17 protein-coding genes are annotated in these 23,339 nt (G+C 63.1%); 10 read left to right on the top strand and 7 right to left on the bottom strand.

Annotated elements, in window-relative coordinates; genetic code table 11:
• Positions 1-35: 35 nt before the first annotated feature.
• The 7 genes from HX868_RS30330 to HX868_RS30300 all read left to right on the top strand — a co-directional run bounded on the left by HX868_RS30330 (position 36) and on the right by HX868_RS30300 (position 9,586).
• Positions 36-1,103, top strand: a complete 1,068-nt coding sequence (locus HX868_RS30330; protein WP_177005399.1) for an ABC transporter substrate-binding protein — start codon at positions 36-38, stop codon at positions 1,101-1,103.
• A 14-nt stretch (positions 1,104-1,117) separates the two neighbouring features.
• The gene (locus tag HX868_RS30325) at positions 1,118-2,344 is read left to right on the top strand and encodes an alpha/beta hydrolase family protein (RefSeq protein WP_177005398.1); all 1,227 of its coding nucleotides are present in this window, start codon (positions 1,118-1,120) and stop codon (positions 2,342-2,344) included.
• Positions 2,345-2,356: 12 nt separating this feature from the next.
• Positions 2,357-3,562 (top strand): LLM class flavin-dependent oxidoreductase, encoded by a 1,206-nt coding sequence (locus tag HX868_RS30320; protein ID WP_028616002.1) that lies wholly within the window; start codon positions 2,357-2,359, stop codon positions 3,560-3,562.
• A gap of 4 nt (positions 3,563-3,566) precedes the next feature.
• A complete protein-coding gene (locus HX868_RS30315) occupies positions 3,567-5,123 on the top strand; it encodes an ABC transporter substrate-binding protein (protein ID WP_177005397.1) in 1,557 nt (518 codons plus the stop codon).
• A 151-nt stretch (positions 5,124-5,274) separates the two neighbouring features.
• Positions 5,275-7,836, top strand: coding sequence for a TonB-dependent receptor plug domain-containing protein (locus tag HX868_RS30310; protein WP_177005396.1), 2,562 nt, complete (start codon positions 5,275-5,277; stop codon positions 7,834-7,836).
• Between the two features lie 14 nt (positions 7,837-7,850).
• The gene (locus HX868_RS30305) at positions 7,851-8,936 is read left to right on the top strand and encodes an LLM class flavin-dependent oxidoreductase (protein ID WP_177005395.1); all 1,086 of its coding nucleotides are present in this window, start codon (positions 7,851-7,853) and stop codon (positions 8,934-8,936) included.
• Positions 8,937-9,127: 191 nt separating this feature from the next.
• Positions 9,128-9,586 carry an REP-associated tyrosine transposase gene (locus HX868_RS30300; protein ID WP_177005394.1) on the top strand — a complete coding sequence of 153 codons (459 nt, stop codon included), beginning with the start codon at positions 9,128-9,130 and terminating at the stop codon, positions 9,584-9,586.
• 117 nt (positions 9,587-9,703) lie between these two features.
• Here HX868_RS30300 and HX868_RS30295 read toward each other — a convergent pair whose 3' ends face one another.
• The 7 genes from HX868_RS30295 to HX868_RS30265 all read right to left on the bottom strand — a co-directional run bounded on the left by HX868_RS30295 (position 9,704) and on the right by HX868_RS30265 (position 18,011).
• Complete coding sequence (locus HX868_RS30295; protein WP_177005393.1) at positions 9,704-11,482, bottom strand: dipeptide ABC transporter ATP-binding protein; 1,779 nt, start codon at positions 11,480-11,482, stop codon at positions 9,704-9,706.
• Positions 11,479-12,288 carry an ABC transporter permease gene (locus tag HX868_RS30290; protein WP_095016022.1) on the bottom strand — a complete coding sequence of 270 codons (810 nt, stop codon included), beginning with the start codon at positions 12,286-12,288 and terminating at the stop codon, positions 11,479-11,481. The genes HX868_RS30295 and HX868_RS30290 overlap by 4 nt, the downstream gene beginning before the upstream one ends.
• Positions 12,285-13,343, bottom strand: coding sequence for an ABC transporter permease (locus HX868_RS30285; protein ID WP_177005392.1), 1,059 nt, complete (start codon positions 13,341-13,343; stop codon positions 12,285-12,287). The genes HX868_RS30290 and HX868_RS30285 overlap by 4 nt, the downstream gene beginning before the upstream one ends.
• Positions 13,336-14,892 (bottom strand): ABC transporter substrate-binding protein, encoded by a 1,557-nt coding sequence (locus HX868_RS30280; protein ID WP_177005391.1) that lies wholly within the window; start codon positions 14,890-14,892, stop codon positions 13,336-13,338. Before HX868_RS30280 ends, HX868_RS30285 begins: the two co-directional genes overlap by 8 nt.
• A 3-nt stretch (positions 14,893-14,895) precedes the next feature.
• A complete protein-coding gene (locus HX868_RS30275; protein ID WP_177005390.1) occupies positions 14,896-16,083 on the bottom strand; it encodes an LLM class flavin-dependent oxidoreductase in 1,188 nt (395 codons plus the stop codon).
• 137 nt (positions 16,084-16,220) lie between these two features.
• Positions 16,221-16,952 (bottom strand): class II aldolase/adducin family protein, encoded by a 732-nt coding sequence (locus tag HX868_RS30270; RefSeq protein ID WP_028615993.1) that lies wholly within the window; start codon positions 16,950-16,952, stop codon positions 16,221-16,223.
• A 15-nt stretch (positions 16,953-16,967) separates the two neighbouring features.
• A complete protein-coding gene (locus HX868_RS30265) occupies positions 16,968-18,011 on the bottom strand; it encodes an ABC transporter substrate-binding protein (RefSeq protein ID WP_095016018.1) in 1,044 nt (347 codons plus the stop codon).
• Positions 18,012-18,303: 292 nt separating this feature from the next.
• On the opposite strand from HX868_RS30265, the gene HX868_RS30260 reads away from it, so the two are divergent.
• From HX868_RS30260 to HX868_RS30250, 3 genes are read left to right on the top strand one after another with little or no spacing between them, the layout of a single operon-like run.
• On the top strand, positions 18,304-19,536 hold the full coding sequence (locus HX868_RS30260) for an acyl-CoA dehydrogenase family protein (protein ID WP_177005389.1): 1,233 nt from the start codon (positions 18,304-18,306) through the stop codon (positions 19,534-19,536).
• Positions 19,537-19,587: 51 nt separating this feature from the next.
• Positions 19,588-21,354: an ABC transporter ATP-binding protein gene (locus HX868_RS30255; protein WP_177005388.1), complete on the top strand. Its 1,767-nt coding sequence runs from the start codon at positions 19,588-19,590 to the stop codon at positions 21,352-21,354.
• A complete protein-coding gene (locus HX868_RS30250) occupies positions 21,347-23,191 on the top strand; it encodes an ABC transporter ATP-binding protein (RefSeq protein ID WP_177005387.1) in 1,845 nt (614 codons plus the stop codon). Before HX868_RS30255 ends, HX868_RS30250 begins: the two co-directional genes overlap by 8 nt.
• Positions 23,192-23,339 lie beyond the last annotated feature (148 nt).

The following is a 23,339-nucleotide window of genomic DNA, read 5'->3' as shown; positions in this document are numbered from 1 at the left end:
ACAGGGGATTGCCAATTCAAGTAGGGAGAAGCCCCATGAAAAATGTATGGCGCAGCAGCATTGCCGCCCTGTTCGCCCTTTTTGCGAGTACTGCCATTCAGGCCGCACCAGCCTCAGTGAAAATCGCCATCGTCGCTTACACCCAAGGCGGCAAGCCGGTATTCGGCGGCATCGCCGGGCGCGTGATCGAGGACGGCTGGCTGGAAGCGCAATTGCGCGAACGCGGGGTGAAACTCGAGTGGATCGCCCTGCCCCACGCCGGCGCCGGCCCGCAGATCAACGAAGGCTTCAGCAACAACAGCCTGGACTTCGCCGTTCGCGGCGACCTGCCATCGGTGATCGCGGGAGCCGGTGGTGTGCCGGGCAAGCTGATCGTGCCCGGCGGCAGCGGCAACAACATCTACCTGGTGGTGCCCGAAGGCTCCAGCGCCCAGACCATCGAAGACCTCAAGGGCAAACGCCTGGCCCTGCACCGTGGCCGGCCATGGGAGTTTGCGTTCAGCAACTTCCTGGCCAGCAAGGGCCTGAAACTCGATGACTTCAAGATTGCCAACCTCAACCCACAGGTGGGCGCGGCAGCGGTATCGGCCGGCAAGGTCGATGCGGCAGTGCTGCTCAGCGAGGCCTATGCCCTGGAAGACAAGGGTGTGGGCAAGATCATCTGGTCGACCAAGCAAGGCAGCAACGACTGGCGATTGGTCTCTGACCTGTGGGGCACCGACACCTTTGTAAAACAATATCCGCAGATCACCCAACTGCTGGCCACCGCTTGGGTCAAGGCCGCGTGGTGGATTTCTCAGCCGCAGAACCAGGACGCCTATTACCAACTGTCCTCCCGCGCCGGCACCGCCGAAAGCGTGCTGCGTCGCGACGACCAGAACGACCCGGTGACCTGGAAAGAACGCTGGGCGCCAAAAAGTGATGCGCAGCTCAAGGCCCATTACCAGGCTCTGACGGCCTATGCGCTGGCCAACCACCTGATTCGCGACACCTACGACATCGGCCCGTCACTGGCTACCGGCTTTACCCACCAGGCCCTGATCGACCTGAAACTCACCGACTACTGGCCGGCCCTGCGTGGCCAGGTCAGCACGAATCCTTGATAGGGAAATGATTGATGAAACTGCCCCACTCCTTCGCTTTCGGCCTCAGCGTATTGGCCTTGTCCATGAGCGCGTTCGCGGCTGACGTGTATGCACCCAAGCCCAACCCGCTGCAAGGCGATGGCCGCGTCTCGGCGTTCTACACCTGGGAACAAGCGATTCCCGCCGTTCCCGGCAAATTGCTGCGCAGCGAGCCGCTGGACAGCACCATCAGCCTGGCGAATGCCGCCAGTGCCCAGCGCATCCTGTACACCTCCACCGACGGCATCGACAACAAGACGCCCATCGTGGTTTCCGGCGCCTTGTTCCTGCCTAAAGGCAAGCCACCTGCCGGCGGATGGCCGGTGGCAAGCTGGGGCCATGGCACCGTCGGCGTGGCGGATGTGTGCGCGCCGTCCTGGCAAGGCCGTTCCTACCGTGACGTGGCTTACCTCAACCGCTGGCTGGAAGAAGGCTTTGCCGTGGTCGCCACCGACTACCAGGGCCTTGGCGTGCCCGGAGGCCACCCATTGCTTAACAGCCGTATGGCCGCCTACGGCATCCTCGACGCCGCCAAGGCCGTGGTGGCCGGGGTACCAGGGCTGGCCGATAAGGTGTTGATCGTCGGTCAGTCCCAGGGGGGCGCGGGCGCCTTTGCCGCGGCGGCCTACGCGGCAACCTATGCGCCGGACCTGGGCGTCAAGGGCAGCATCGGTACCGGCGTGATCTACACCCTCGACTACGCGAAAAACCCCAGTGAGGCAGTGCGCAACAAGGTCGACCCGACGTTGGCCTACGGCTTCTACACCTTGCTTGCCGCCCAGCAATACGACCCGAGCATCAACCCGGCTGACTTCTACACCGACAAGGCCCTGCCGATCTTCGAACAGGCCCGCACCAGTTGCCTGTTCGCCCTGGAAGGCGACGTGGAAGGTCTCGGCCTGAGCATCGCCAACACCAAGAAAGACTACAAGGGCAAGCAGCTCGCGCCGTGGCTGGCGCAGGTTTCGTACCCGACCCTGAAGACCTCCAAACCGATCTTCATCGGCACCGGCGCCGAAGACACCACCCCCGCCGCCGCGACCCAGGTGAAGCTGATGCAGGACGCCTGCAACGCCGGCTCCGTGGTGGAAGGCCATCTATACAAAGGCCTGGGCCACAGCGCGACGGTCAATGCGTCGCTCAAGGACTCGATCCCGTTCGCCCACAAAGTCATCAACGACCAGCCGATCACCCCGATCTGCGCCCCGACCGCCCAGTAGGCAGGAGGCTTCATGAGCATCGAATTCTTCACCCGCTTGCCGTTGCACGGCGAAACCCAGTTCCTGCCCGGCGATCCGCGTAACCGGGGCGACTGGCACCGTGGCGGCGCCAACAGTACCGGTGCAGTCTCCGGGTTCAGCGTGGGCGACCACTTTACCTACATCGACTACCTGGGCCAGATTGCCAAGGCCGCCGAGATCAATGGGTTTGGCGGTGCGTTGATGGTCAATGCGCCGACCGGCGAAGAACCCTGGACCGTCTGCTCACTGCTGGCCCGCGAGACGCGCACCCTGCAGTTCGTCACTGCGTTCCAGCCCTACCACTACACCCCTTGGGTCGCGGTGCAACAAGCGGCGACGTACCAGCGCGCAACCGGCAATCGCTTGGTGTGGAACATCATCAACGGTGGCTCGGACGCGATCCAGCGCCAGGTCGGTGACTACAGCGAGCACGATGAACGCTACGAACGCGCCACCGAGTTCATGGACGTGGTCAAGGGCTATTGGCACAACGAGACCTTCCACTACGATGGAAAATTCTACAAAGCCGACGGCGGTGGCCTGCGTGGGCCGTTGAAGAAGGCCGAGCTACCGCTGATCTGCACCGCCGGTTCGTCGATTGCCGCACGGGAATTCGCCGCCAAGCACGCCGACTTCTACCTGATGCGCGCCGAGCACCCGGATGAAATCGCCGCGCTGATCGCCGACCTGCGCCAGCGCGCACTGAAATGGGGGCGTACCGACATCCGTTTCGGCCTGTCAATCGACGTGATCACCCGCGAGACCGAAGCGCTGGCGCGCACCGAGGCCAAGCGTTTCTTCGACGAAGGCATCGCCCGTGGCGCGGTCAAGGCCGTGGCGGCGCATGCCGGGCTGCGCACAGCGCGCAAACTGAGCTACGAACAGGGTTTTGCCGAGAAGAACGAAGCCCAGGGTTTCGACGACTTCTTCATCCATCCGAATGTATGGACCGGCTTCGGCTATATCGGCATTCCACCGGGTTGCGCGCTGGTGGGTAGCTACGAGAACGTGGTGGCGCGGATTCGCGAGTACAACAGCATCGGCATCGACCTGTTCTTCCTCGCGGGCTACCCGCACTTGGAAGAAGCCTATCGCCTTGGCGAGCACATCCTGCCGCATTTTCGCAGCGAGCGCGTCGAGCTGAGCCGACCCCAGGAGCCGCTGCGCGAGCTGCATTCGGCCAACGGCGGAGCCTGAGACCATGACCTTTCTGCTGAGCCGCCGGGACTTTCTCGGCTACAGCGCCACCGTCGGCGGCGGCCTGCTGCTGACGGGTTGCGGCCCGAGCGACACACCGGCCGGCGTGACCGGCAACGACCAGCCGCGTTATGGCGGACGCTTGCGCCTGGGCATTCTCGACGGCAACCAGAGCGGCAACCTGGACGCGCATAAACCGGTGGGCAGCGGTATCGTTCGCGGGTTTGCGCTGTACAGCAAGTTGTGGGAGTGGGACGAGCACATGCAACCGCGCCTGGCCCTGGCCGAACTGGCCGAGCCAAATGCCGATGCCAGCGCCTGGACCCTGCGCCTGCGCCCGGGCCTGGAGTTCCACAACGGCAAGACCATCGATGCCGACGACCTGATCTTCTCGATCCGCCGCCTCACCGACCCGCAACTGGCTTCGCCCTATGCCGCGCTGTTGCACTGGGTGGATCGCGACAATCTGGTCAAGCTGGACCATCGCACCGTGCGCCTGAGCTTTCGCGAAGGCCGCAGCTACATGCCGCTGGCGGAAACCTGGGTCAACTTCGGCGGCATCGTCCCGGTGGATTACCATCCAGTGACCAACCCGGTGGGTGCCGGCCCCTACAAGCTGAAAAGCTTTACCCCCGGCCAGCGTTCGTTGTTCACCCGCTTCGAGAATTACTACAAAGACGGCAAGCCCTATGCGGATGAACTTGAAATCATCGACTTCAAGGACCAAGTCTCACGCCTCGCCGCCCTGCGCGCCGGGCAGATCGACATGGCCAATGTGCTGCCCACCGAGCAATTGCCGATCCTGCAAAAAGACCCGCGCCTGCAGGTGATCAAGTCGGTGTCTGGCAATTGGCTGTCCTTCGACATGAACCTGGACAAGCCGCCGTTCAACGACCCGCGGGTACGCGAGGCGTTTCGTTTGCTGGCGGACCGGGAGGAGTTGGTACGCCGCGCGCTGAACGGCCAGGGTCGCGTAGCCAACGACTTGTATGCACCCAGCGATCCGACCTTCAACCACAGCCTCGGCCCACGCGCTTACGACCCGCAACGCGCAGCGCAATTGCTCAAGGACGCCGGCCAGGAAAACCTCGAGGTGGAATTGATCACCACACCGGGACAGGGTTTGAGTTCAGCGCTGGTCCTTGCCGAACAAGCCAAGCGCATCGGCGTGACCCTGAAGGTCAAACAAGTCGACCTTGCCACCTTCCAGGGCCCGCTGAAAAACGACTGGACCCTGAGCACTGGCGGCAGCATTGGCGCACCGTTCCTGGCCAGCGCGATACACACCGACGCGCCGTTTGCGGTGTCAAACAAGACCCACTTCAACGACCCGCACTTCAGTGAACTGTTCCTTGCCGCCATGGCCCAGCCCGACCTGGAAAAACGCAAGGCCCTGGTGCATCAGGTGCAGCAGATCCAGTACGAACGCGGTGGCATGTTGATCTGGGGCTACGCCGACCTGCTCGACAGTGTGTCCACCCGCGTCGGCGGTGCCCAGGCCGAAGAGTCACTGTTCAGCACCTGGCGATTCGAGAAGCTCTGGCTCAAAGACTCAGCCTGACCCAATGAAACCGCCCCCCCCTCTGTAGGAGCCCGGCTTGCCGGCGATGGGGCCCTCAAGCCCTGCGCCGATCAAACGGACGCCATCGCCGGCAAGCCGGCTCCTACAAGGGTCGTGCGCCCTTCACTCTTTTTTATGGGGCATTTCTGCCATGCACGCTATCGCCTTGCGTTTACCCCTGTTGCTGGCCGCAACCCTGCCGCTGCAGGCCTTTGCTGCTGATACCCAACTGCAGACCGTGACGGTGCAGGCCAGTAGCACCGAGTCGGATGACGACGCCCTGCCCACCCGGCCGCCGACCTCGGTGTACGGCGGCACCGAAACCAAAGTGCTCGACACCCCGCGCTCGGTGGTGCAGATCAATGCCGAGCAATTGGCCAACGGCTCGATCCACAGCGCTGATGACTTGGTCAAATACGCACCTGGCATCACCCGTGGCGGCGGCCAGAACGCCGGAATCGCCCCGCAGTTCCGCGCCCAGGGTTCGGAGATTTTCCAGGACGGCCAGCGCGGTTATGCGGTGCGCCATCCGGCCAACTTCAACGCCTATGAAGGCGCCGATATCGTGGCTGGCCCATCCTCGGTGACCTACGGCTCAGTGTCCGGCAGCGGCGGTTACGTCAATTACCTGAGCAAAAAACCGAACTTCAATGAGTTCAAGACCAAACTCAGCGGTGAATTGGGGTCATGGGTGCCGGACGGCACGTCACGCAGCTCGAATAAATTCAGCCTCGACAACACCGGCCCGCTGAGCGACAACCTGGCCTACCGCGTCAGCATCACCAAGCAGCGCCAGCAGGATTTCTACGACAACGTCGACAATAATTTCGATGCGTTCTACGGCGCCCTCGCCTGGCGCAACGACAACGTTCGCGTCGATTGGAACGCCAGCTACGACAACTATTACGACTACAACATCACCCACGGCTGGAACCGCGCCACGCAGAACCTGGTGGACCACGGCAAGTACTACGCCGGCCGTGCCACGCCCATCATCCAGAACGGCAACACCCTATGGTCACCGGTGCTGGCGTCCGGCGCTGCGGACGCGCCGACCTTGGGCTGGGTCAAGCGCCAGCGCAATGCACAAGGCCAATACAGCGTGGTCGACGGCAGCTTCCAGGCCGCCTCGCCGAACACCCAGGCCAACCCCGGCAGCCTGCGCGGTTGGGTGTATGACCCGACGCTGGCCGGCAATGGCGAACAGTCGCTGTCGTCGCAGACCGGGCAGCGCAAGGAGGATGAAAGCAGCTCGCGGCGCTTTACCACGCAACTGCGCATCGAGGCCGACCTGTCGCCGAGCATTACCGTGGCCAACAGCACGTTCTATGAACGCTCCAAGGACATCACCGACGCGGTGGGCGCGTTCCAGGTGCAGTCCAAGGACAACATTTTCGACAACCGTTTCGAGTTTCGCTCACGCAATGAAACCCAACTGGGCGGCTGGACCCTGCGCGACGACAGCAACACCGGCCTGATTTACCGCCGCGAATTCAACCAGTCGATTGCCGCCAATAACAGCTTTGGCTCGACCATCAACGCCTACGACTTGACCCAGAATCCTTCCGGCAAGAACCCCGGCGACCTGCTCGGCCTGGACGGCAGCAACCCTGCCGGCGGCAACGCTGCGTGGATCGGCCAACCCGGCGTGCCGCAGTACTCCAACTACTACGGATGGCTGAACCTGCCGCCGATGTACGCGGCCGGGCATGGCCTGTACGCCGAATCCGTAGCGCCCTACACCGCTGAAAGCACCTGGACCACCAAGACCCTGTTCAGCCAACACAACCTCAAGTACGGCGAGTATTTCGGCCTGAACATTGGCGCCAGCCGCAGCTGGATCCAGGCCGAAATCGACAACCCGTTCGTGCTCGCCGGCGGCAACCGGCGCAAGGACAGCGACAACTACCGGCTATTTGCATTTCAAGTCAGCCCGTACGTGAAGCCCACCGAAAACACCACGCTGTACTACACCTTCGACCGCTCGCTGGCGGTCAATACCGGGTTCTTTTCCAACGGCCTGGGCTGGGGCAGCGGCACCGGTGCCAACCAGCTCAACCCGCTGGCATTCCAGAGCCTGAGTGTGCTGCACGAAGTCGGCGTCAAGGTCGAAGCCGTGCCCAACCAGTTGTTCATGACCCTGGCCGCATTCAAGCAGGCCCGCGACCAGGCGCCCGACAGCAATAACAACATCGCCCGGCTGATGATCAAGGGCGTGGAGGCCACCGTGCGCTACCAGCCGGATGACCACCTGCGCAGCGGTTTGAACCTGTCCAAGCTCAACGCCTACAACGAGTTCACCTCACAGGCGGGCTTTGCTTCAGCAGGCTTCATTCCCAACAACGGCACCGTGTTTGGCGACAACAACAGCCTCAACCAGCGGCCCTCCGGGCGTTACGACGCGGTACAGATTCCTGAGTACACCGCCAGCGGCTACGTGGACTATCGCTTCGATTCTGGCTTCGGTGCCGAACTCTCCGGCTGGTGGACCAGCAGTTGGTACCTGAACCTGAGCAAGACGGTAAAGATCCCCGACGAATACAACCTCGACCTCGCCGTGTATTACCGCCAGCCGCAGTGGAGCACCACTTTGCGCGTGCTGAACCTGACCAATGAACTGAATTTCGTCAGCGGCCTGGCCGGTTCCACCAATACCTTCTTGCAACCCATGCCTGGCCGCACCTTGCTGGCCCAGGTCGACTATCAATTCTGATCCAGGAGCACCGTATGTCCATTGAATTTGTCGGCATGATTTTCCCCCGCCAGTGGTCCGAAACCCGTGGCGTGCGCAGCCCGGATTTCGACCTCGACTTTATCCGTCACCACGCCCGCGCCCATGAACATGCCGGCTTCGACCGCGTGCTCATCGCCAGCGGCCCCGGCAGCGCCGACAGCTTGCAGATCGCCGCCTACGCGGCGGCGCATACCGAGCGGCTGGGCTTCATGATCGCCCACCGTCCGGGCCTCACCGCGCCAACCGTCGCTGCGCGGTCCTTCGCCACGCTGGACCACACCACCGGCGGCGGGCGTATTCGCCTGCACGCGATCACCGGTATCACCGCCGAGCCGCAGGAAGGTGACTTCCTGCTGGACAAGACCGAGCGCTACCAACGCACTGATGAATACCTGCAGATCGTGCGACGCACCTGGACCGCCGAGGAACCCTTCGATTTCGAGGGCAAGTACTTCAACATCAAGGGCGCCTTTTCGCCGGTCAAGCCGCTGCAACAGCCGCACATCCCGATCTCGTTTGGCGGTTCATCGGACATCGCCTACCAGATCGCGGTGAAACACGCGGACTTGTATGCGCTGTGGGGCGAGCCGTTGAATGGCGTGGCGGAGCAGATTACCAAGCTCAAGGCGGCGGCACAGGCGGCGGGGGTTACAGCGCCACGAGTGAGTTTGTCGGTGCGCTTGATCCTGGGCGCGACCGAAGAACTGGCCTGGCAGCGTGCGGAACAGATCCTCGCACAGATCAAGGCCAACCCGCAGTTCGCAGCCGGCAGCCCGTGGCAAAAGCGCATCAAGGGCACCGGTTCGGAACGTTTGCTCGCGGCGGCGGCACGGGGTGATCGTCACGATCGTGCACTGTGGATGCCAACCGCCACGGCCGTCGGCGCCTATGGCGACACCACCGCCTTGGTTGGCACCCCGGAGACGGTGGCACAGGCGTTGTTGGATTACGTGGATTTGGGCGTGACCACGTTTTTGAACCGGGGGTATGACCCGCTGTATGACACCGTGGATTATGGGCGGTGGATCATTCCGGCGGTGCGTGAAGAAGCACGACGCAGGCAGCCCAGGGTTGCGTAAGGGCGTATGACGCCATCGCCGGCAAGCCGGCTCCTACAGGTTTGTGTCGTACACATAAACACCGGCCACTGTAGGAGCCGGCTTGCCGGCGATAGCGCCCGCCCAGACACATCCGGAGCCAAAGTCCCACATCACAACTTCAAACCCCGCACTAGCCTTACCTACCTGTATCCCTATCAGGAGGACAAGGATTGTCCACACGCCCCCACGCCAAGCAATTACGCACTGGCCGTTACTCCGAAAGCGGCCAGATCTACATGCTCACCGCTGTCACTCAACACCGCGATCCCGTCTTTGCCGACTGGCAGGTTGGCCGCTCGGTAGTGCATCAATTTCGCCAGGCGCAAACCGAAGGCCTCGCCGACTCGCTGGCCTGGGTAGTGATGCCGGATCATTTTCATTGGTTGATCGAGCTCAAACAGAGCACGCTGCCAGCATTGATGCTGGCGACAAAGTCCCGTAGTGCTCGCGCGATCAATGCACGCCTGGGGCGATCAGGTCGGTTCTGGCAAAAGGGTTTTCATGACCGCGCCATCAGGCGGGAGGAAGATTTGCAGGCTGTTGCGCGCTATATCATTGCCAACCCGATACGGGCCGGCCTTGTGAGGCGTGTGCATGATTACCCGTTATGGGATGCGATATGGGTGTGATGGTAGAGGACGCCATCGCCGGCAAGCCGGCTCCTACAGTGGATCGCGTGTATAGGTGTGCGACACAAACCTGTAGGAGCCGGATTGTCGAATCGTCGCACCGCGTAGCGGTGCCCGTCACCCCAATGACGGCGAATGCTCCAGCAACGCCCGCGTATATGCCGCCTGCGGCCTATCCAGCACCTCATCAACCACGCCTTGCTCCACCACCCTACCCGTCTTCAACACCAGTACCCGGTCTGCAATCGCACGCACTACGCCGAGGTCATGGGTGACAAACAGCAGCGTCAGCCCTTCGCGCTGCAACTGGCGCAGCAGGTCCAGTATCGAGGCCTGCACCGAAACGTCCAGCGCCGAGGTGATCTCGTCGCAGATCAACAGCCTCGGCTCGCACAACAGCGCACGGGCGATGGCTACGCGCTGGCGCTCGCCGCCTGACAGGCTATGGGGATAGACATCGGCCACTGAAGCCGGCAGTGACACACGTTCAAGCACCGCCTCAACCCGCTGTCGCGCAGCTGCGCCCTTGACCTTGAAGAAGTGTTCCAACGGCGCACTCAGGGTCTGGTACACCGTTTGCCGTGGGTTCAAGGCCCGATACGGGTTCTGGAAGATGTACTGAATCTGGTGCCGCAAGCCCGCATCACGCTGGCGAGACTGCAGGGCCAGCGGTCGACCGGCGTAACTCAACGCCCCTTCGGCGTTTTCGCCAAGGCCTGCCACCGCCCGCGCCAGGCTGGTCTTGCCGGAACCGGACTCGCCGACCAATGCCAGGCACTCGCCCGGCTGCACCTGCAGCGTGATATCGAATAAAACCTGGCGGTCATAGGCGACATTCAAGCCGCTGATCGTTAAAAGTGCGGGTGCAATCTGTGCCGAAGCAATCGCAATCGGCGCCAGCGCAATCGCTTGCACCGGCTGATCGTGGGGCGCGATACACGCCACCTCATGGCCAACGTCCAATGCGTGCAATTGCGGCTCCAGCGCCAGGCATGCTGCGCTGAACCGCTCACAACGCGGCCCGAAACTGCACCCTGGCGGGCGCTGCCCCGGCGCCGGCGCATGCCCGGCAATCGCTTTCAACTCACGCCGCCCGGCCACGTCCGGTATCGCCCCTAGCAAGCCACGGGTGTACGGATGGGATGGCCGACTGAATAACTTATCTCGCGACGCCATTTCAACAATGCGCCCGGCGTACATCACCATCACCCGGTCTACCAGGTCCTTGATCACCGCCAGGTCATGGGACACATACACCGCCGCCACGCCCTGGCTTTTGCACAGTCGACGCAGGGTCGCGAGGATATGCGCCTGGGTGCTGACGTCGAGGGCGGTGGTCGGTTCATCCAGTACGATCAGGCGCGGGCGCAGCACAAAGGCCAGCGCGAGCATCACCCGTTGTTGCTGGCCGCCGGACAATTGATGAGGGAAACGGCGCAGGAACTCAGGGTCTTGCGGCAAACCGACGTCACGCAAGGTCTCGCTGATACGGTGTTGCTGCGCCGCACGGTCGAGCCCGGAGGGATGCACCGCCAGGGTTTCACGCAGCAGGTGACCGATGCGCAGCGCAGGGTTCAACGCCGTCGCCGGGTCCTGCGCTACATAGCCGATCAGGCTGCCGCGTGCACGACGCAACGCCTCACCCTCCAGGCTCAACAAGGCCTGCCCAGCCACCTGCACCTGCCCGTCGACAATCCGTGCACCCCGACGCGCATGGGCCAGCAACGCGGTCGCCAGGGTGGTTTTACCCGACCCCGACTCCCCCACCAGCCCAAGAATCTCACCGGCCTGCAGGCTGAACGAGATGCCCGACACCACATCCACCTGCCCCGGCAACTCCACACGCAGGTCAAGGACCTGCAGGATCCCAGTGTCGATCTCCGTTATCGCGTTCATGGCTGCTGGTCTCCCATCCGTGCACTGCGCCGGCCGATGCCTTCGGCGAGGATATTGGTGCCGTAGGCAAACACGCCGATCAGTATCGCCGGGGCCAGTACCGCCCACGGCTGCACCAGCAAGCCGGCCTGGTTTTCATTGATCATCAAGCCCCAGTCCGCCGTGGGCGGCGCCACGCCGTACCCAAGAAAGCTCAAGCCCGAGAGCATGCCCACGCCCCAGGTCAACATATTGCCGAAGTGCACCAGCAGCGGTGTGAGGATGTTCGGCAGAATCTCCTTGAACAGGATTCTGCGCCGCGAATAGCCCATCATCTGCGCCGCCTCGACAAACTCCTGCCCCGCCACCGCCACGGCACTCGCGCGCGCCAGGCGGATCACGCCCGGGATGAAGGCGATGGACACGGTCAACACAATCAGCCACGGCGCGCGGCCCAGCATCGAGACGATCAACAGCACCAGAATCAGGTCGGGAAAGGCCAGGGACACATCCGCCGACCACGTGATCAACTGGTCCAGGCGCCGCCGTGATAGCCCCGCCAGCAAGCCCAGCGTGCTACCGATGGCCAACGCGATGCTCGCCGCCGCCACCGACATCCACAGCACCGACAAGCCGCCGTTGAGCAAGCGCGACAGCACGTCATGTCCCAAAAAGTCATACCCCAGCCACGCCGACCCGGCAGGTGCGCCATACACCGGCCCCACCATATCGGTCGAACCATGGGGCGCCAGCCAGGGGCCAAGCAACGCGAACGCAATCACCAGCGCCGTGACCAGTGTACCGTTGCGGATTTGCGGCTCGTTCATGCATCACCTCGCGAACGCCGCCACCACGGCGTGATGCCCCGGCGGTTGCGTTGAATCATCGTGACCCGGCGCGCCGTGCGCAGCTTGGGCGTGAGCAGCACGGTCAACAGGTCGGCCAACAGGTTGATCAGCACCACCGCCAGGGTGATCACCAGCACAATCGCCTGGATCATCGGCAGGTCGCGCATCTGGATTGCCGCGTTGAGGGCCGTGCCTATGCCGGGGTAGCTGAAGATCACCTCGGCCAGTACTGCGCCGCCGATCAGCGTGCGCAGGGTCAGCGCCACGCCCTGGATCGCGGGGACCAATGCGTTGGGCAAGGTGTGGCCCCACACGATGCGCCGGTAAGGAATGCCGCGCAGGCGCGCCGCCACCACGTAATCGGAATCGAGCGCTTCGATCATCGCAGCACGCACCATGCGCGTGAGGTATGGCAGCGCGGTGAGGCTCAGGGCCAATACCGGCAGCACCAGGAACTTGAGCTGGCGCAGCAGCGACTGGTCGGGGTCGAGGATCGACACGGCGGGCAGCCAGTCCATGTGCGGCATGGAAAACAGCAGCACCAGGCCGATGGCCAACAAAAAGCCTGGCGTGGCCTTGAGAAAGATCAGCAGCGACAGGCTCCAACGGTCCAGTCGACTGTCCCGGCGCAGCGCCAAGCCAACGCCGAGCGCCAGTGCGGCGGGCACCACGACCAGGATCACCCCCGTCAGCAACACCAGCGTGTAGCCAAATCGGCCCCACAGGATATCGCTGACCGGCGCATTCGAATCCAGCGACTCGCCGAGATCGCCGCTCAAGGCTGAGCCGAACCAGCGCAGGTATTGCCAGAGGATCGGCTGGTCCAGGCCCAGCTGGTGCTGGAGTGTGAGGATGCTTTCCAGCGGCGCATCCGGGCCGAGGATCACCCGCGCCGGGTCCGAGGGCAGCGCCTGGGTAGCGATGAACACCACCAGGCTGATCACCCAGGCGGTGAGCAGGCCATAACCCAGGCGCCCGATAAACCACGACAGCCACGCAGGCGTGCGCGGGGACTTGCAGGACGGCTCAGACATGGTTCAACCACAACTCGTCAAAACGCCAGGAAGCGAAGGTGGTCTGCTCCGGCGTCAGGCCGCCGACCTTCACCGACGCCGCGTCCAGCACATCGTTAAAGCCCCAGATCAACAGGCCGCCACGCTCGTGCTGGATTTGCTGGGCTTCATGCACCAAGCTTTTGCGCAGTTCCAGATCGGGCTGGGCCAGGGCCTGGCGATAGAGGTCGTCGAAACGCCGATCATGAAAATTGCTGCGGTTGTAGATCGCCAGCGGCGCGTCGTTGTGCAGCGCCGACGCCAGGAAGCCACGGGCCGGTGTAGAGCCTGGTGACAGTTGCCATTGTTCGCGTTGCGGACCATTGAAGACCGCGCCGTCAACCTGGGTGACACGCACGTCCACACCGGCTTTTTTGGCTTGCTGGGCAAATACCAAGGCGGCATTCACACCCGGCCCCGGCGTGGTGGTCAGTTCTACACGCAAATCCGCCTGCCCCGCCTGGCGCAGCAGCGAGCGCGCCTGTTCCAGGTCATAGGGGCGTTGCGCGATTGCGTGGTTGTAGGTGGGGTCATGGGGCGAATACAGGTCGTTGGCGACGCGACCAAAGCCGTTCAGGCCACGGTCCACCAGTTCCTGTCGGTCCGCAAGTAGGCGAAAGGCCTGGCGCACCCGTACATCATCAAATGGAGGCTTGGCCAGGTTCAGGTTAAAACCGGTAAATGAGGTGCTTGGCGATACGCACAACGACAACCGCGAATCGGCCTTGAGCAATGCGCTGTGCTCAGCCTGCACGCCACTGGCGACATCGATCTGCCCGGCGCGCAAAGCGGCGACGCGGGACACCTGGTCCTTGAATTCGATGATTTCCAGCTCATCGGCGTAAGGTTGGCCGGGCTTGTAATAGTTCTCGAAACGTTCGTACAGCGAGCGCTGGCCAGGCACGAAACGTTTGAGTTTGTAGGGGCCGGCGCCCACCGGGTTGGTGATCGGGTCGTAGTCCGTCGGCACGATGCCGCCAAAGCTGATCAGGGTTTCATCCAGTGGAAAGAAACTCTGGCCCTGCTTGAAACGGATTTCGATGGTGCGCTCATCCAGCTTGCGCAACGCGTTGCGGTCGATGGCACCGACCAACCCTGCAAACGGCGAGGCCAGTTTTGGATCGGTGAGGCGCAGCAACGAAAACAGCATGTCATCGGCACCAATGGTCTTGCCATGGTGGAACTCCAGGCCCGGCTTGATGCGAATGGTCCAGGCGCTGGCATCGGCATTCGGCTCGGCAAACTCGGCCAGGGCCAGGCGTGTGCTGACGTCTGTGTTCCATTCCCAGAACTTGCTGTATAGCGCCCACCCGCGAATGATCCCGCCGCCCACCGGTTTATGCGCGTCCAGGTTGCCGGACTGGTCGCCGTCGATAATGCCGACGCGCAGGCGGCCGCCGCCTACCGGTTTACCGGTGAGCACCGCCGCGCTCTGGGAGGCTGCGCCGCTGTCACAACCGGCGAGCAGCAAGCCGCCGCCAATGGCCAGGCTATGGCCGAGAAACGCTCGGCGGGAAAATCCATCATTCATCGATCAAGCCTCTTCGCGCTGTTCAGTCGTTTGCGTGACACCCAGGCGCGGTACTTCAAAACCGTGGTCCAGGTCCAGCAGTGGAAACAGCAGGTCTGCCACGCGGTGGGCTTCGTCGATCAGCGGGAAACCGGAGAGGATGAAGGCCGAGGTGCCCTGGGCTTCATATTCGCGAATACGTTCGGCGACTTGTTCGGCGCTGCCCACCAGGTAGGTGCCCGCCGCCGGGCCGAGGATGTTGAAACCGAACAGGCTCGGGCCCAGCCACACGTTGGGGTAGATCTCCAGCTCACGCGCGCAGGGCAAACGCCCGGCGCGGATGGTCTCGACGTTGCGCTGGGTTTGTGGGTCGTCACTGTGGAACGCCTCGAAGCTCACACCGGGCGGCAACTGGCGCTCAATCGCATTTCGCGCGGTGTGCAGCGAGGTGCGTTGCAGCAGTTTTTCGGCGTGGGCCCAGGCTTCTTCCTCGGTCTCGCGCACGATGATCTGCAGGCGGGTGCCGAAGGTCAGCTCGCGGCCGATCTTCGCGGCTTCGGCCGCCACCTTGCGGAACTTGTCACCGAGTTTCGGCGGTGTGTTGGCGAAACTCAGGTACACATCCAGCAGTTGTACCGAATGCTCGACGCCCGGCCCCGAGGTGCCGGCGCCCCAGAGCGGGATACCCGGTTTCTGGTAAGGCGGATGCCAGCCACCCAAGGGATGGCTGGCGGCGCCCGGCGTCCGAGGGGCGAGCTTGACGTAATCACCGTCATAGCCCCGCGTATCACCCGCATAGAAGCCCTGGAACGCTCGCCAGTATTCGAGGCTGAATGCATAACGCTCGTCATGGGGATAATGCACGCCGAGGGTGGCGAGGCCGGCGTCATTGCCGTTGACCACGTTGAACAGCAGGCGACCGTTGGAGAACTGGTCGAACGTCAGCGCCCACTTGGCCAGGACCGCCGGCGACAGCTCGCCCGGGTGTTGCGCTACCAAAAAGCGCAGGCGTTGGGTGGCGTCGATCAGCGAGGCGGCAACCGCAAGGCTTTCGTTGGGGCTGGAGCCGAGCAGCGAGCCGTAGTAGCCGAGGCGATCGCTGGCGACCGCGAGCTGCTTGAGGTGTTGAAAGTCGGTTTTCCAGCGGCCTTCGGGTTCCCACGGGTAAGGGCCATCCGGGGTGGTGAGGTACCAGAGAATCTTCACAGCCATGACAAACATCCTTGAATATATCGCCATCCCTGTAGGAGCCGGCTTGCCGGCGATAGCGGTGCATCAGGCAACATCAATGTTGGATGTACCGCCGCCATCGCCGGCAAGCCGGCTCCTACAAGGGGTTCGTGGTGTGTTTAGTTTTTGCGGTCGATGGCGGGTACAAGGCCCAGCGCGGTGGCCTGTTCAAACAGCCCGCTCATCTTCCACTGCTGGGTCAACACGCCCGGTCCATAAGCGCGGGAACCACCCAGTGCATCGGCGAGCAATTGCAGCTGTGCGCCCTCCTCCAGCAACAGGATGAATTCCGCCGTGGCGCGCAGCCCTTGCTTGCCCCACACGGTGGAGCCGCCGTTGGCTTCAAGGATCGCCAGGTTGAAGGGGTTCTCGGCGATCTTGTCGAGGATGAAGTCCACTTCCTGCTGGCGACGGTCGATGTACACCGGCAGTTCACGGGCCAATTGATAGCGCTGCACCGGAACGTAATGGAACGGCAATGTACGGTGGGTCTGGGCCCAGGCACCCAGGTACGGCGAATGCACGTGGGACACAGTGGTCACATCCGGGTGTTGCTGGAACAGCTTGGTGTAGCGCCCCAGGCCACCTTTGCCCTTGCCGAGGATCACATTGCCGGCAAAGTCGGTGACGGTGGCTTGCAGCGGTTTACGGTAGTTCCACGGGCCGCCGTAGTTCACCGACACCAGCAGTTCCTGGCCGGGCACGCGCTCGATAAAACCGACGGTGCCATTGGCAGTGATGGTGTTGGTTTCACGGAACACGGTGAAAGCCTCTTCGGCCTCCAGCAGCACTTTGTCGACAAAGGCCTGCAGTTCGAGGCTGATCGGTTGAGCGTGGGCAATGGCAGTCATGTGAGTTCTCCGGTTTCAGGCGCGGCGCTTGGCCAACAGTTCATGGGCAGCTTGCAGAGGGCGCGGGTCGACCCAGTCGACGATGGAAAAATCGCGTTCCAGGAAGCCGTGCAGGTAGAGAAAGTCTTTTTGGGTGGTGAGGAATTCCAGGCGCTGTGCCGACAGATCCGGCGCCAGGGTGGTGTGGAAATCGCCGCGATAGGCTTCGGCGACTCCGGCACTGCCGGCGCGGGTTTCCTCTTCGAGAATCGCGTTGAGGCTGTCGCGATGGTTCGCCGCCCACTCTGCCGCGCTGAGGGTTTGCGCAAGGAAGCGCACCACCAGGTCAAAGTGGTTGTCCAGCAGGCTCTGGTGCACGGTGATTGGACGAGGCGTGCCGTTGTTGATGCGATAACGCGGTTCGGCGATCAGATCCAGGTCGATGCCCACCACCAGGCCCAACCGGCGCGCCGCATCGGCCGCCGAAGCGCCCTTGACGTAGACCGCGTCCACCTCGCCGCGCACCAGGTAATCCAGGCCCGACCACAGGCGCTGAAGCCCTTGTTGCGGGTCCGGTGCTTGCTCTTGGTCGTGCAGCGCCACTTCCACCAGTTCCACGTCATCAAACCCCAGCCCGGCCAGGCTTAATGCACCCTTGTAGCCGTGCAGGCTCATGGCTCGAGCGATGCTGCCGGGGCGACTGTCGCCCCAGGCCGGCAGGGCCAGGCGCTTGCCTTTCAGGTCTTCGGGCCGGGTGATGCCGGAGTCCGGACGGACCAGAATGGTCTGCCACTCCTCGATCCAGGTCAGGCCGATCAATCGGCTTGGCGCACCTGCAGCACGTGCTGCCAATGCGGGGACATTGCCGCCTTCGCGAAACAGCCCCGGCAGGTCGTGATCGTAATGGTGGCGACCCAGTTGGCGAGCCTCCTGCAACGTGGACACCGGCAGGCCATCCGGGGCGAACTCTTCGGTCAACCACCCCAGCTTGTAGGCGATGCCGGACGCAGTGGGCACCGGGCAGCGGGTGAACCAGATCTGCTCAAGCTCAGGCGTGGGCAGGACAGCGGAAAGGGTCATGGGCAGCTCCATTGAGTTGGGCAAGTCAGTGGAGGGAGGTATTGCAGAGGCCGTGCCAATTGGCGTGAGCCCCGGTTTACAAGGGTACTGGTGCTTGCTGGAGCAGGCGACTGCTGACCTGCCAACAGCACTGTTGCTGCGCCAGCAGCCACTTGCTCGAGCTGCTTCTCCAGCAGCACCCCGCCTGCGCAGCCCCTGTACAGCATGGCTTTTCACATTGGCTTGGAACTTGCTCAAGCCCATTCCAACACCGCAACCCCTTGGATGCGAACCAAACCAGAAGGATGAATACATGACTACGTTTGAACAGGCGCCTATACGCCAACTGCACAGCGAAGCCGAGGCCATTGCTGCCGCCAAGGACATCGCGGTGGAAATCGCCTCCATCGCCGCCGACAGCCAGCAGAACGGCCAACTGCCCTGGCGCCAGGCGCAACTGCTGTCCGAAAGCGGCATCACCGCCATCGGCGTGCCCAAGGCCTTTGGCGGGCTCGGCGCTTCGGTGCAAACCATCGTTGAAACCGTGCGCATCATCTCGGTGGCCGATGGCGGCGTCGGGCAACTGCTGCAGATCCACAACGTGATGCTGCGCGGGGTTTTCACCGGCTACCCGGAGGCGGTGCGTGATCGCCTGGTCAGTGACGTGCTGGCCGGCAAACGCTTCGGCAATGCGCTGGCCGAGGTGGGCGGCAAGAACAAATTCGCGCTCAAGACCCGCGTCGATCGCCGCGAAGATGGCGCGCTGGTGCTCAATGGCAGCAAGTTCTACTCCACGGGCTCCTATCTGGCCGAATGGATCTCGCTCACGGCCGCCTCCGATGACGGCGGCGCCGGCGTGCTACTCAACCGCAATGCACCGGGACTCACGCTGGTGGATGACTGGGAAGCCTTCGGCCAGAAGAACTCGGTCAGCGGCACGGTGAATTTCGACAACATCGTGCTGGACGAAGACTACGTGTCACGTCGCAAAGGCCCGATGAAACGCACCGGGCTGACCTTCCCGCAGATCCTCCACGCCGCTATCGACACCGGCATCGCCGCCGGCGCCCTGGCCGCGGCAGTCGACTATCTCAAGCACAACGCCCGGCCGTGGGTGGAAAGCGGCGTCGACCACGCCAATGAAGAGCCGCATATCATCAAGCAGATCGGCGAATACGCGGTGGCCCTACGAGCGGCTGAATCCCTGTTGCGTGATGCGGCGCGGGTGTTCGACCTGCATGAACTGGATCCGGAGAACAAGGAACTGCAGGATGAGTTGATCCTCTCGGTGGCCACCGCCCGCGCGCATTCCGACAGCGCTTCGCTGAAGATCTCCAGCGATATCTTCTCGCTGCTCGGCGCCAGTTCCTCGCTGAGCAAGTGGAACCTGGATCGCTTCTGGCGCAACGCCCGCGTGCACACCACCCACGACCCGATCCGCTGGCGCTTGCACCATGTGGGTAACTACTACCTCAACGGTGTGGACCCAGGCGAATACACCGCGATCCTGAATGCCAAGGAAACCCAGGGCGCCACCCGAAAATAAGCCATTCGGGCCGTCCGCGGCCCTTTCCTGTTTTTGCCTGATGAGCTTTTCATGATCGAACAACACCCTCTTCTACGCAGCCTGGCGATCTACCGGGAAATGCCCTGGCGATTCACCCTGGTGGCTGCGCTGTACGTAGCCATCAACTTGGGGCTGGTTTGGCAACAATGGCTGATCGGGCATGCGGTGAATGATGTCAGCGCCGGCCGCGCCGTGGTCCATAACGCCGACGGTAGCCTGGACGCGAGCCTTGGCTGGTATTGGCTGGGGCTGATGCTCGCCGTGGCGCTTGGGCGCGGTGTGCTGCAATACATCGCCAGCGTGCTTTCGCTGGTGATCAGCCAGGAACTGCTGACGCGCCTGCGCGAACGCATCCTGGTCCAGGTGCAAAGCCTGCACCTGGGCTATCACTGGCAGCACGGCATGGGCGAGATGATCACCCGGACCACCCGCGACGCGGACAAGGTGCGCGATGCGCTGATCACCTTCTGGCGCCAGTTGGTAGAAACCCCGCTGGTGGTGCTCGCCACGGTGGGCCTATTGAGCTGGTACCACCCGTTGCTGGGGCTGGTGCCGCTGCTGTTGACGGTCACCGGGTTGTGGATTTTCGTGCGCCAGACCGAACGGTTGGTAAGCCTGGACCGCGCCGTAGGCAGCGCCTATGACCGGGTCAACCAGGACCTGAGCGAAGGCATTGGCGGCGTGCGCGTGATCAAGTCATTTGCTCTTGAACAGCCACGTATCCAAGGGTTTTCCGATCAGGTCGCGGTGTTCGCTGCATTGGCGCGCCAGGCACTGGCCTATTCCAGCTCACGCATCCCGCTGCCCCAGGCGGTCGTTGCATTGGGGCATGTGTGGATCCTGGTGTACGGCGCGCACTTGGTCGCAGCCGGGCAATTGGGGATTGGCGAACTGGTCACCTCACTGCTGATCGCCACCACCCTGGTGTTTCGTATCGAGGGCATCGGCCGGGTCATGCAGACCTTCGCCGATGCCCGCGCCAGCGCCGAGCGAATCTGGCAATTGCTCGACGCCCCCGCCGAGATCCGCAACGGTACTGCCACCCTGCCCGCCGGTCCCCTGGGGCTCAAGCTGGAACAGGTCAGCGTGACGGCGCCAGGCGGGGGCCGTGACATCCTTCACGACTGCTCACTGACCTTGCAGCCCGGTGAAATCGTCGCCTTGGTCGGCGCCACCGGCACCGGCAAAAGCCTGCTGGCGGGCCTGCTGCCGCGCTTGAGTGACGTCACCGCCGGGCGTCTGCTGCTGGGTTCAGACAGCGCCGGCTGGCAAGACATCCGCGAGCTGCAACTGGGCCCGCTACGCAAGCGTGTGCACGTGGTGCCCCAGGAAAGCTTTCTGTTCGCCGGTACCCTGGCCGCCAATCTGCGCCTCAGCGCGCCCGCTGCCACCGACGAGGAACTGCGCGAGGCGCTACGGCTCGCCGCCGCTTCAGACGTGTTGCAGCGCCTGCCCCTCGGCCTGGAAACTCCGTTGGGCGATCGCGGCGTGACATTATCCGGCGGCCAGCGCCAACGCCTGTGCCTGGCCCGCGCGCTATTGGGTAAACCGGACATCCTGTGCCTGGACGATGCCACCAGTGCCCTTGACGCCATCAGCGAGCGCCAGGTGCTGCACAACCTGCGGCAACTGCATGGCACCACGGTGCTGGTGATCTCCAGCAAGCTCTCGACCATCCTGCTGGCTGACCGTGTGCTGGTGCTCGACAACGGCAAGATCTGCGCCGAAGGCCCGCACGCCGACCTGCAATCATCCAATCCGTACTACCGCGACTTGCTGGGGATCGACCATGGCTAACCCGCTGCCAGGCAAAGCCTTGAGCGACATCGAAATCGAAGAAATGCTGGCCAAAAAAGCCTTGGATCGCAGCATGTTCAAGCGGTTGCTGCCTTTACTGAGGCCCATCCGTCGGCAGATCCTGGCGGTGATCGGCATCGAAATCCTGCTGGTGTTCACCGTTTTCCTACGGCCGTGGTTCGTGCGCGAACTGCTTGATCGCGGGCTGATTCAACAGGCCGACCACTGGCTGCTGGATGAGCGTCTGGTGGTATGGCTGGGGCTGGGCTTGGCGGCCAGTTGGCTGGCGCGCTTCCTGCTGGCCGGGGTCTCGCAGTTCATTGCCGGCAGCGCCGCGATCCGGGTGTTGAATGCCTTGCGCGTGCAGGTGTTCGCCCATGTGCAAAGCCTGAGCGTGAGCTACTTCGACCAGACCCGTGCCGGACGCATCATTTCCCGGGTCGACCGCGACGTCGACGCCCTCGAACCCTTGGTGATCCAGGGTCCGCCGGAATTGCTAGGCGCGGTGCTGCGCTGTGGCCTGGCCTCGGTGATGCTGTGGCGCATCGACCCACGATTCTTCTTGAGCCTGGTGGCGACGGTGCCGTTGCTGGTGCTCGCCACGTGGAGCTTCAAACGCATTTCCCAGCGTAACTGGGCCACGGTTGCGGAGAACCGCAGCCGCTTTACTGCGCACCTGGTGGAAAGCGTCAGCGGCGCGCGCCTGTTGCAGCAATGCGCCCAGGAAGCACCGAACCTGCGGCGTTATCGGGGTTTGCTGGATGACTTTAACCTGGCATTGATTCGCGGCAGCGTGCGTTCGTCATGGTTTGCACCGTTCACCGCGCTGCTCAGCTCGGCGGGTATTGCGGTGCTGCTGTTGGTGGGCGCGTATGGATTGGCGGCGGGTGATGTGAGTGTCGGCCAGGTCGCGGAAAGTCTGTTCTATGTGTTTTTGTTCCTCGGGCCCTTGCAGGAGCTGTCGGACCTGTTTGAACGCTACGCGACCGGCTCGGCCTCGGCCCAGCGGATTTTCCTGCTGCTGGATACCACGCCGCTGATCGTAGACCGTGAGAGGCCCCAGCCGTTGGAGCATGCGCGCGGCGAAGTGCATTTTGACAACGTGGGCTTCAGCTACGGCCAGGCGCCCGTGATCACGGGCCTGGACCTGCATATACCGGCCGGTGAAGTGCTGGCGATTGTCGGCCCCTCCGGGCACGGAAAAAGCACGCTGGTGCAATTGCTGACGCGGTTTTACGAAGCGCAGAGTGGCGCCGTGCGGCTGGACGGCATTGATGTACGCGATCTGGCCCAGCACACCTTGCGCCGTCACGTTGGCGTGGTGTTGCAGGACAATGTGCTGTTCAGCGGCAGCATCCTCGACAACCTGCGCCTGGCCGCGCCCCGGGCCGACGACAGTACGCTGATCGCCGCCGCCCGTGAGTTGGGCGCCGATGAGGTGTTGGAGCGTCTGCCGCATCAGTACCACACTGAAGTTGGCCCTCTGGGGGCGCACTTGAGCCACGGTCAACGGCAGCTGGTGTGCCTGGTTCGCGCTTACTTGGCGGATCCTGCGGTGTTGGTGCTGGATGAGGCGACGTCGGCGGTGGATATTCATACGGAGCGGCGGATTCAGCGGGCGTTGCGGCGGCTGTGTGAGGGGCGTACGGCGATCATCATTGCGCATCGACTGGCGACGATTCGTGATGCGGACCGGATTGCGGTGGTGAGGCATGGGCAGGTGGTGGAGCTGGGACCGCATACGGCTCTTATCGCGCGGGGTGGCGCGTATGCAGCGTTGTATCAGACGTATTTGCGTGGGGTTGAAAGCCGTGAGGTAGAGGCGCTTGTGTTGTAGGTGATGGGTTGGGTACATATCCGTTATTTGGGTGATGGCGGGTATGGGTTCCGCCCTTACGGCGGGTCACTTTGGAAAAGCCCCAAAGTAACCAAAGGGCTCTTGCCCCAACACTCGGCACCTCGCTCACGCTCGGTGTGCCCGTAAT

The organism is Pseudomonas reactans (assembly GCF_013385825.1).
Lineage (GTDB): Bacteria > Pseudomonadota > Gammaproteobacteria > Pseudomonadales > Pseudomonadaceae > Aquipseudomonas > Aquipseudomonas reactans.
Note: the sequence above shows the minus strand (reverse complement) of the source record. Positions and strands in the feature narration are given on the sequence as shown.

Coding starts and splice junctions, on each gene's coding strand:
- HX868_RS30295 (WP_177005393.1), bottom strand. CDS start 11,482: ATGAACGCGATAACGGAGATCGACACTGGGATCCTGCAGGTCCTTGAC.
- HX868_RS30305 (WP_177005395.1), top strand. CDS start 7,851: ATGTCCATTGAATTTGTCGGCATGATTTTCCCCCGCCAGTGGTCCGAA.
- HX868_RS30285 (WP_177005392.1), bottom strand. CDS start 13,343: ATGTCTGAGCCGTCCTGCAAGTCCCCGCGCACGCCTGCGTGGCTGTCG.
- HX868_RS30290 (WP_095016022.1), bottom strand. CDS start 12,288: ATGAACGAGCCGCAAATCCGCAACGGTACACTGGTCACGGCGCTGGTG.
- HX868_RS30315 (WP_177005397.1), top strand. CDS start 3,567: ATGACCTTTCTGCTGAGCCGCCGGGACTTTCTCGGCTACAGCGCCACC.
- HX868_RS30310 (WP_177005396.1), top strand. CDS start 5,275: ATGCACGCTATCGCCTTGCGTTTACCCCTGTTGCTGGCCGCAACCCTG.
- HX868_RS30250 (WP_177005387.1), top strand. CDS start 21,347: ATGGCTAACCCGCTGCCAGGCAAAGCCTTGAGCGACATCGAAATCGAA.
- HX868_RS30325 (WP_177005398.1), top strand. CDS start 1,118: ATGAAACTGCCCCACTCCTTCGCTTTCGGCCTCAGCGTATTGGCCTTG.
- HX868_RS30320 (WP_028616002.1), top strand. CDS start 2,357: ATGAGCATCGAATTCTTCACCCGCTTGCCGTTGCACGGCGAAACCCAG.
- HX868_RS30255 (WP_177005388.1), top strand. CDS start 19,588: ATGATCGAACAACACCCTCTTCTACGCAGCCTGGCGATCTACCGGGAA.
- HX868_RS30330 (WP_177005399.1), top strand. CDS start 36: ATGAAAAATGTATGGCGCAGCAGCATTGCCGCCCTGTTCGCCCTTTTT.
- HX868_RS30270 (WP_028615993.1), bottom strand. CDS start 16,952: ATGACTGCCATTGCCCACGCTCAACCGATCAGCCTCGAACTGCAGGCC.
- HX868_RS30260 (WP_177005389.1), top strand. CDS start 18,304: ATGACTACGTTTGAACAGGCGCCTATACGCCAACTGCACAGCGAAGCC.
- HX868_RS30280 (WP_177005391.1), bottom strand. CDS start 14,892: ATGAATGATGGATTTTCCCGCCGAGCGTTTCTCGGCCATAGCCTGGCC.
- HX868_RS30265 (WP_095016018.1), bottom strand. CDS start 18,011: ATGACCCTTTCCGCTGTCCTGCCCACGCCTGAGCTTGAGCAGATCTGG.
- HX868_RS30275 (WP_177005390.1), bottom strand. CDS start 16,083: ATGGCTGTGAAGATTCTCTGGTACCTCACCACCCCGGATGGCCCTTAC.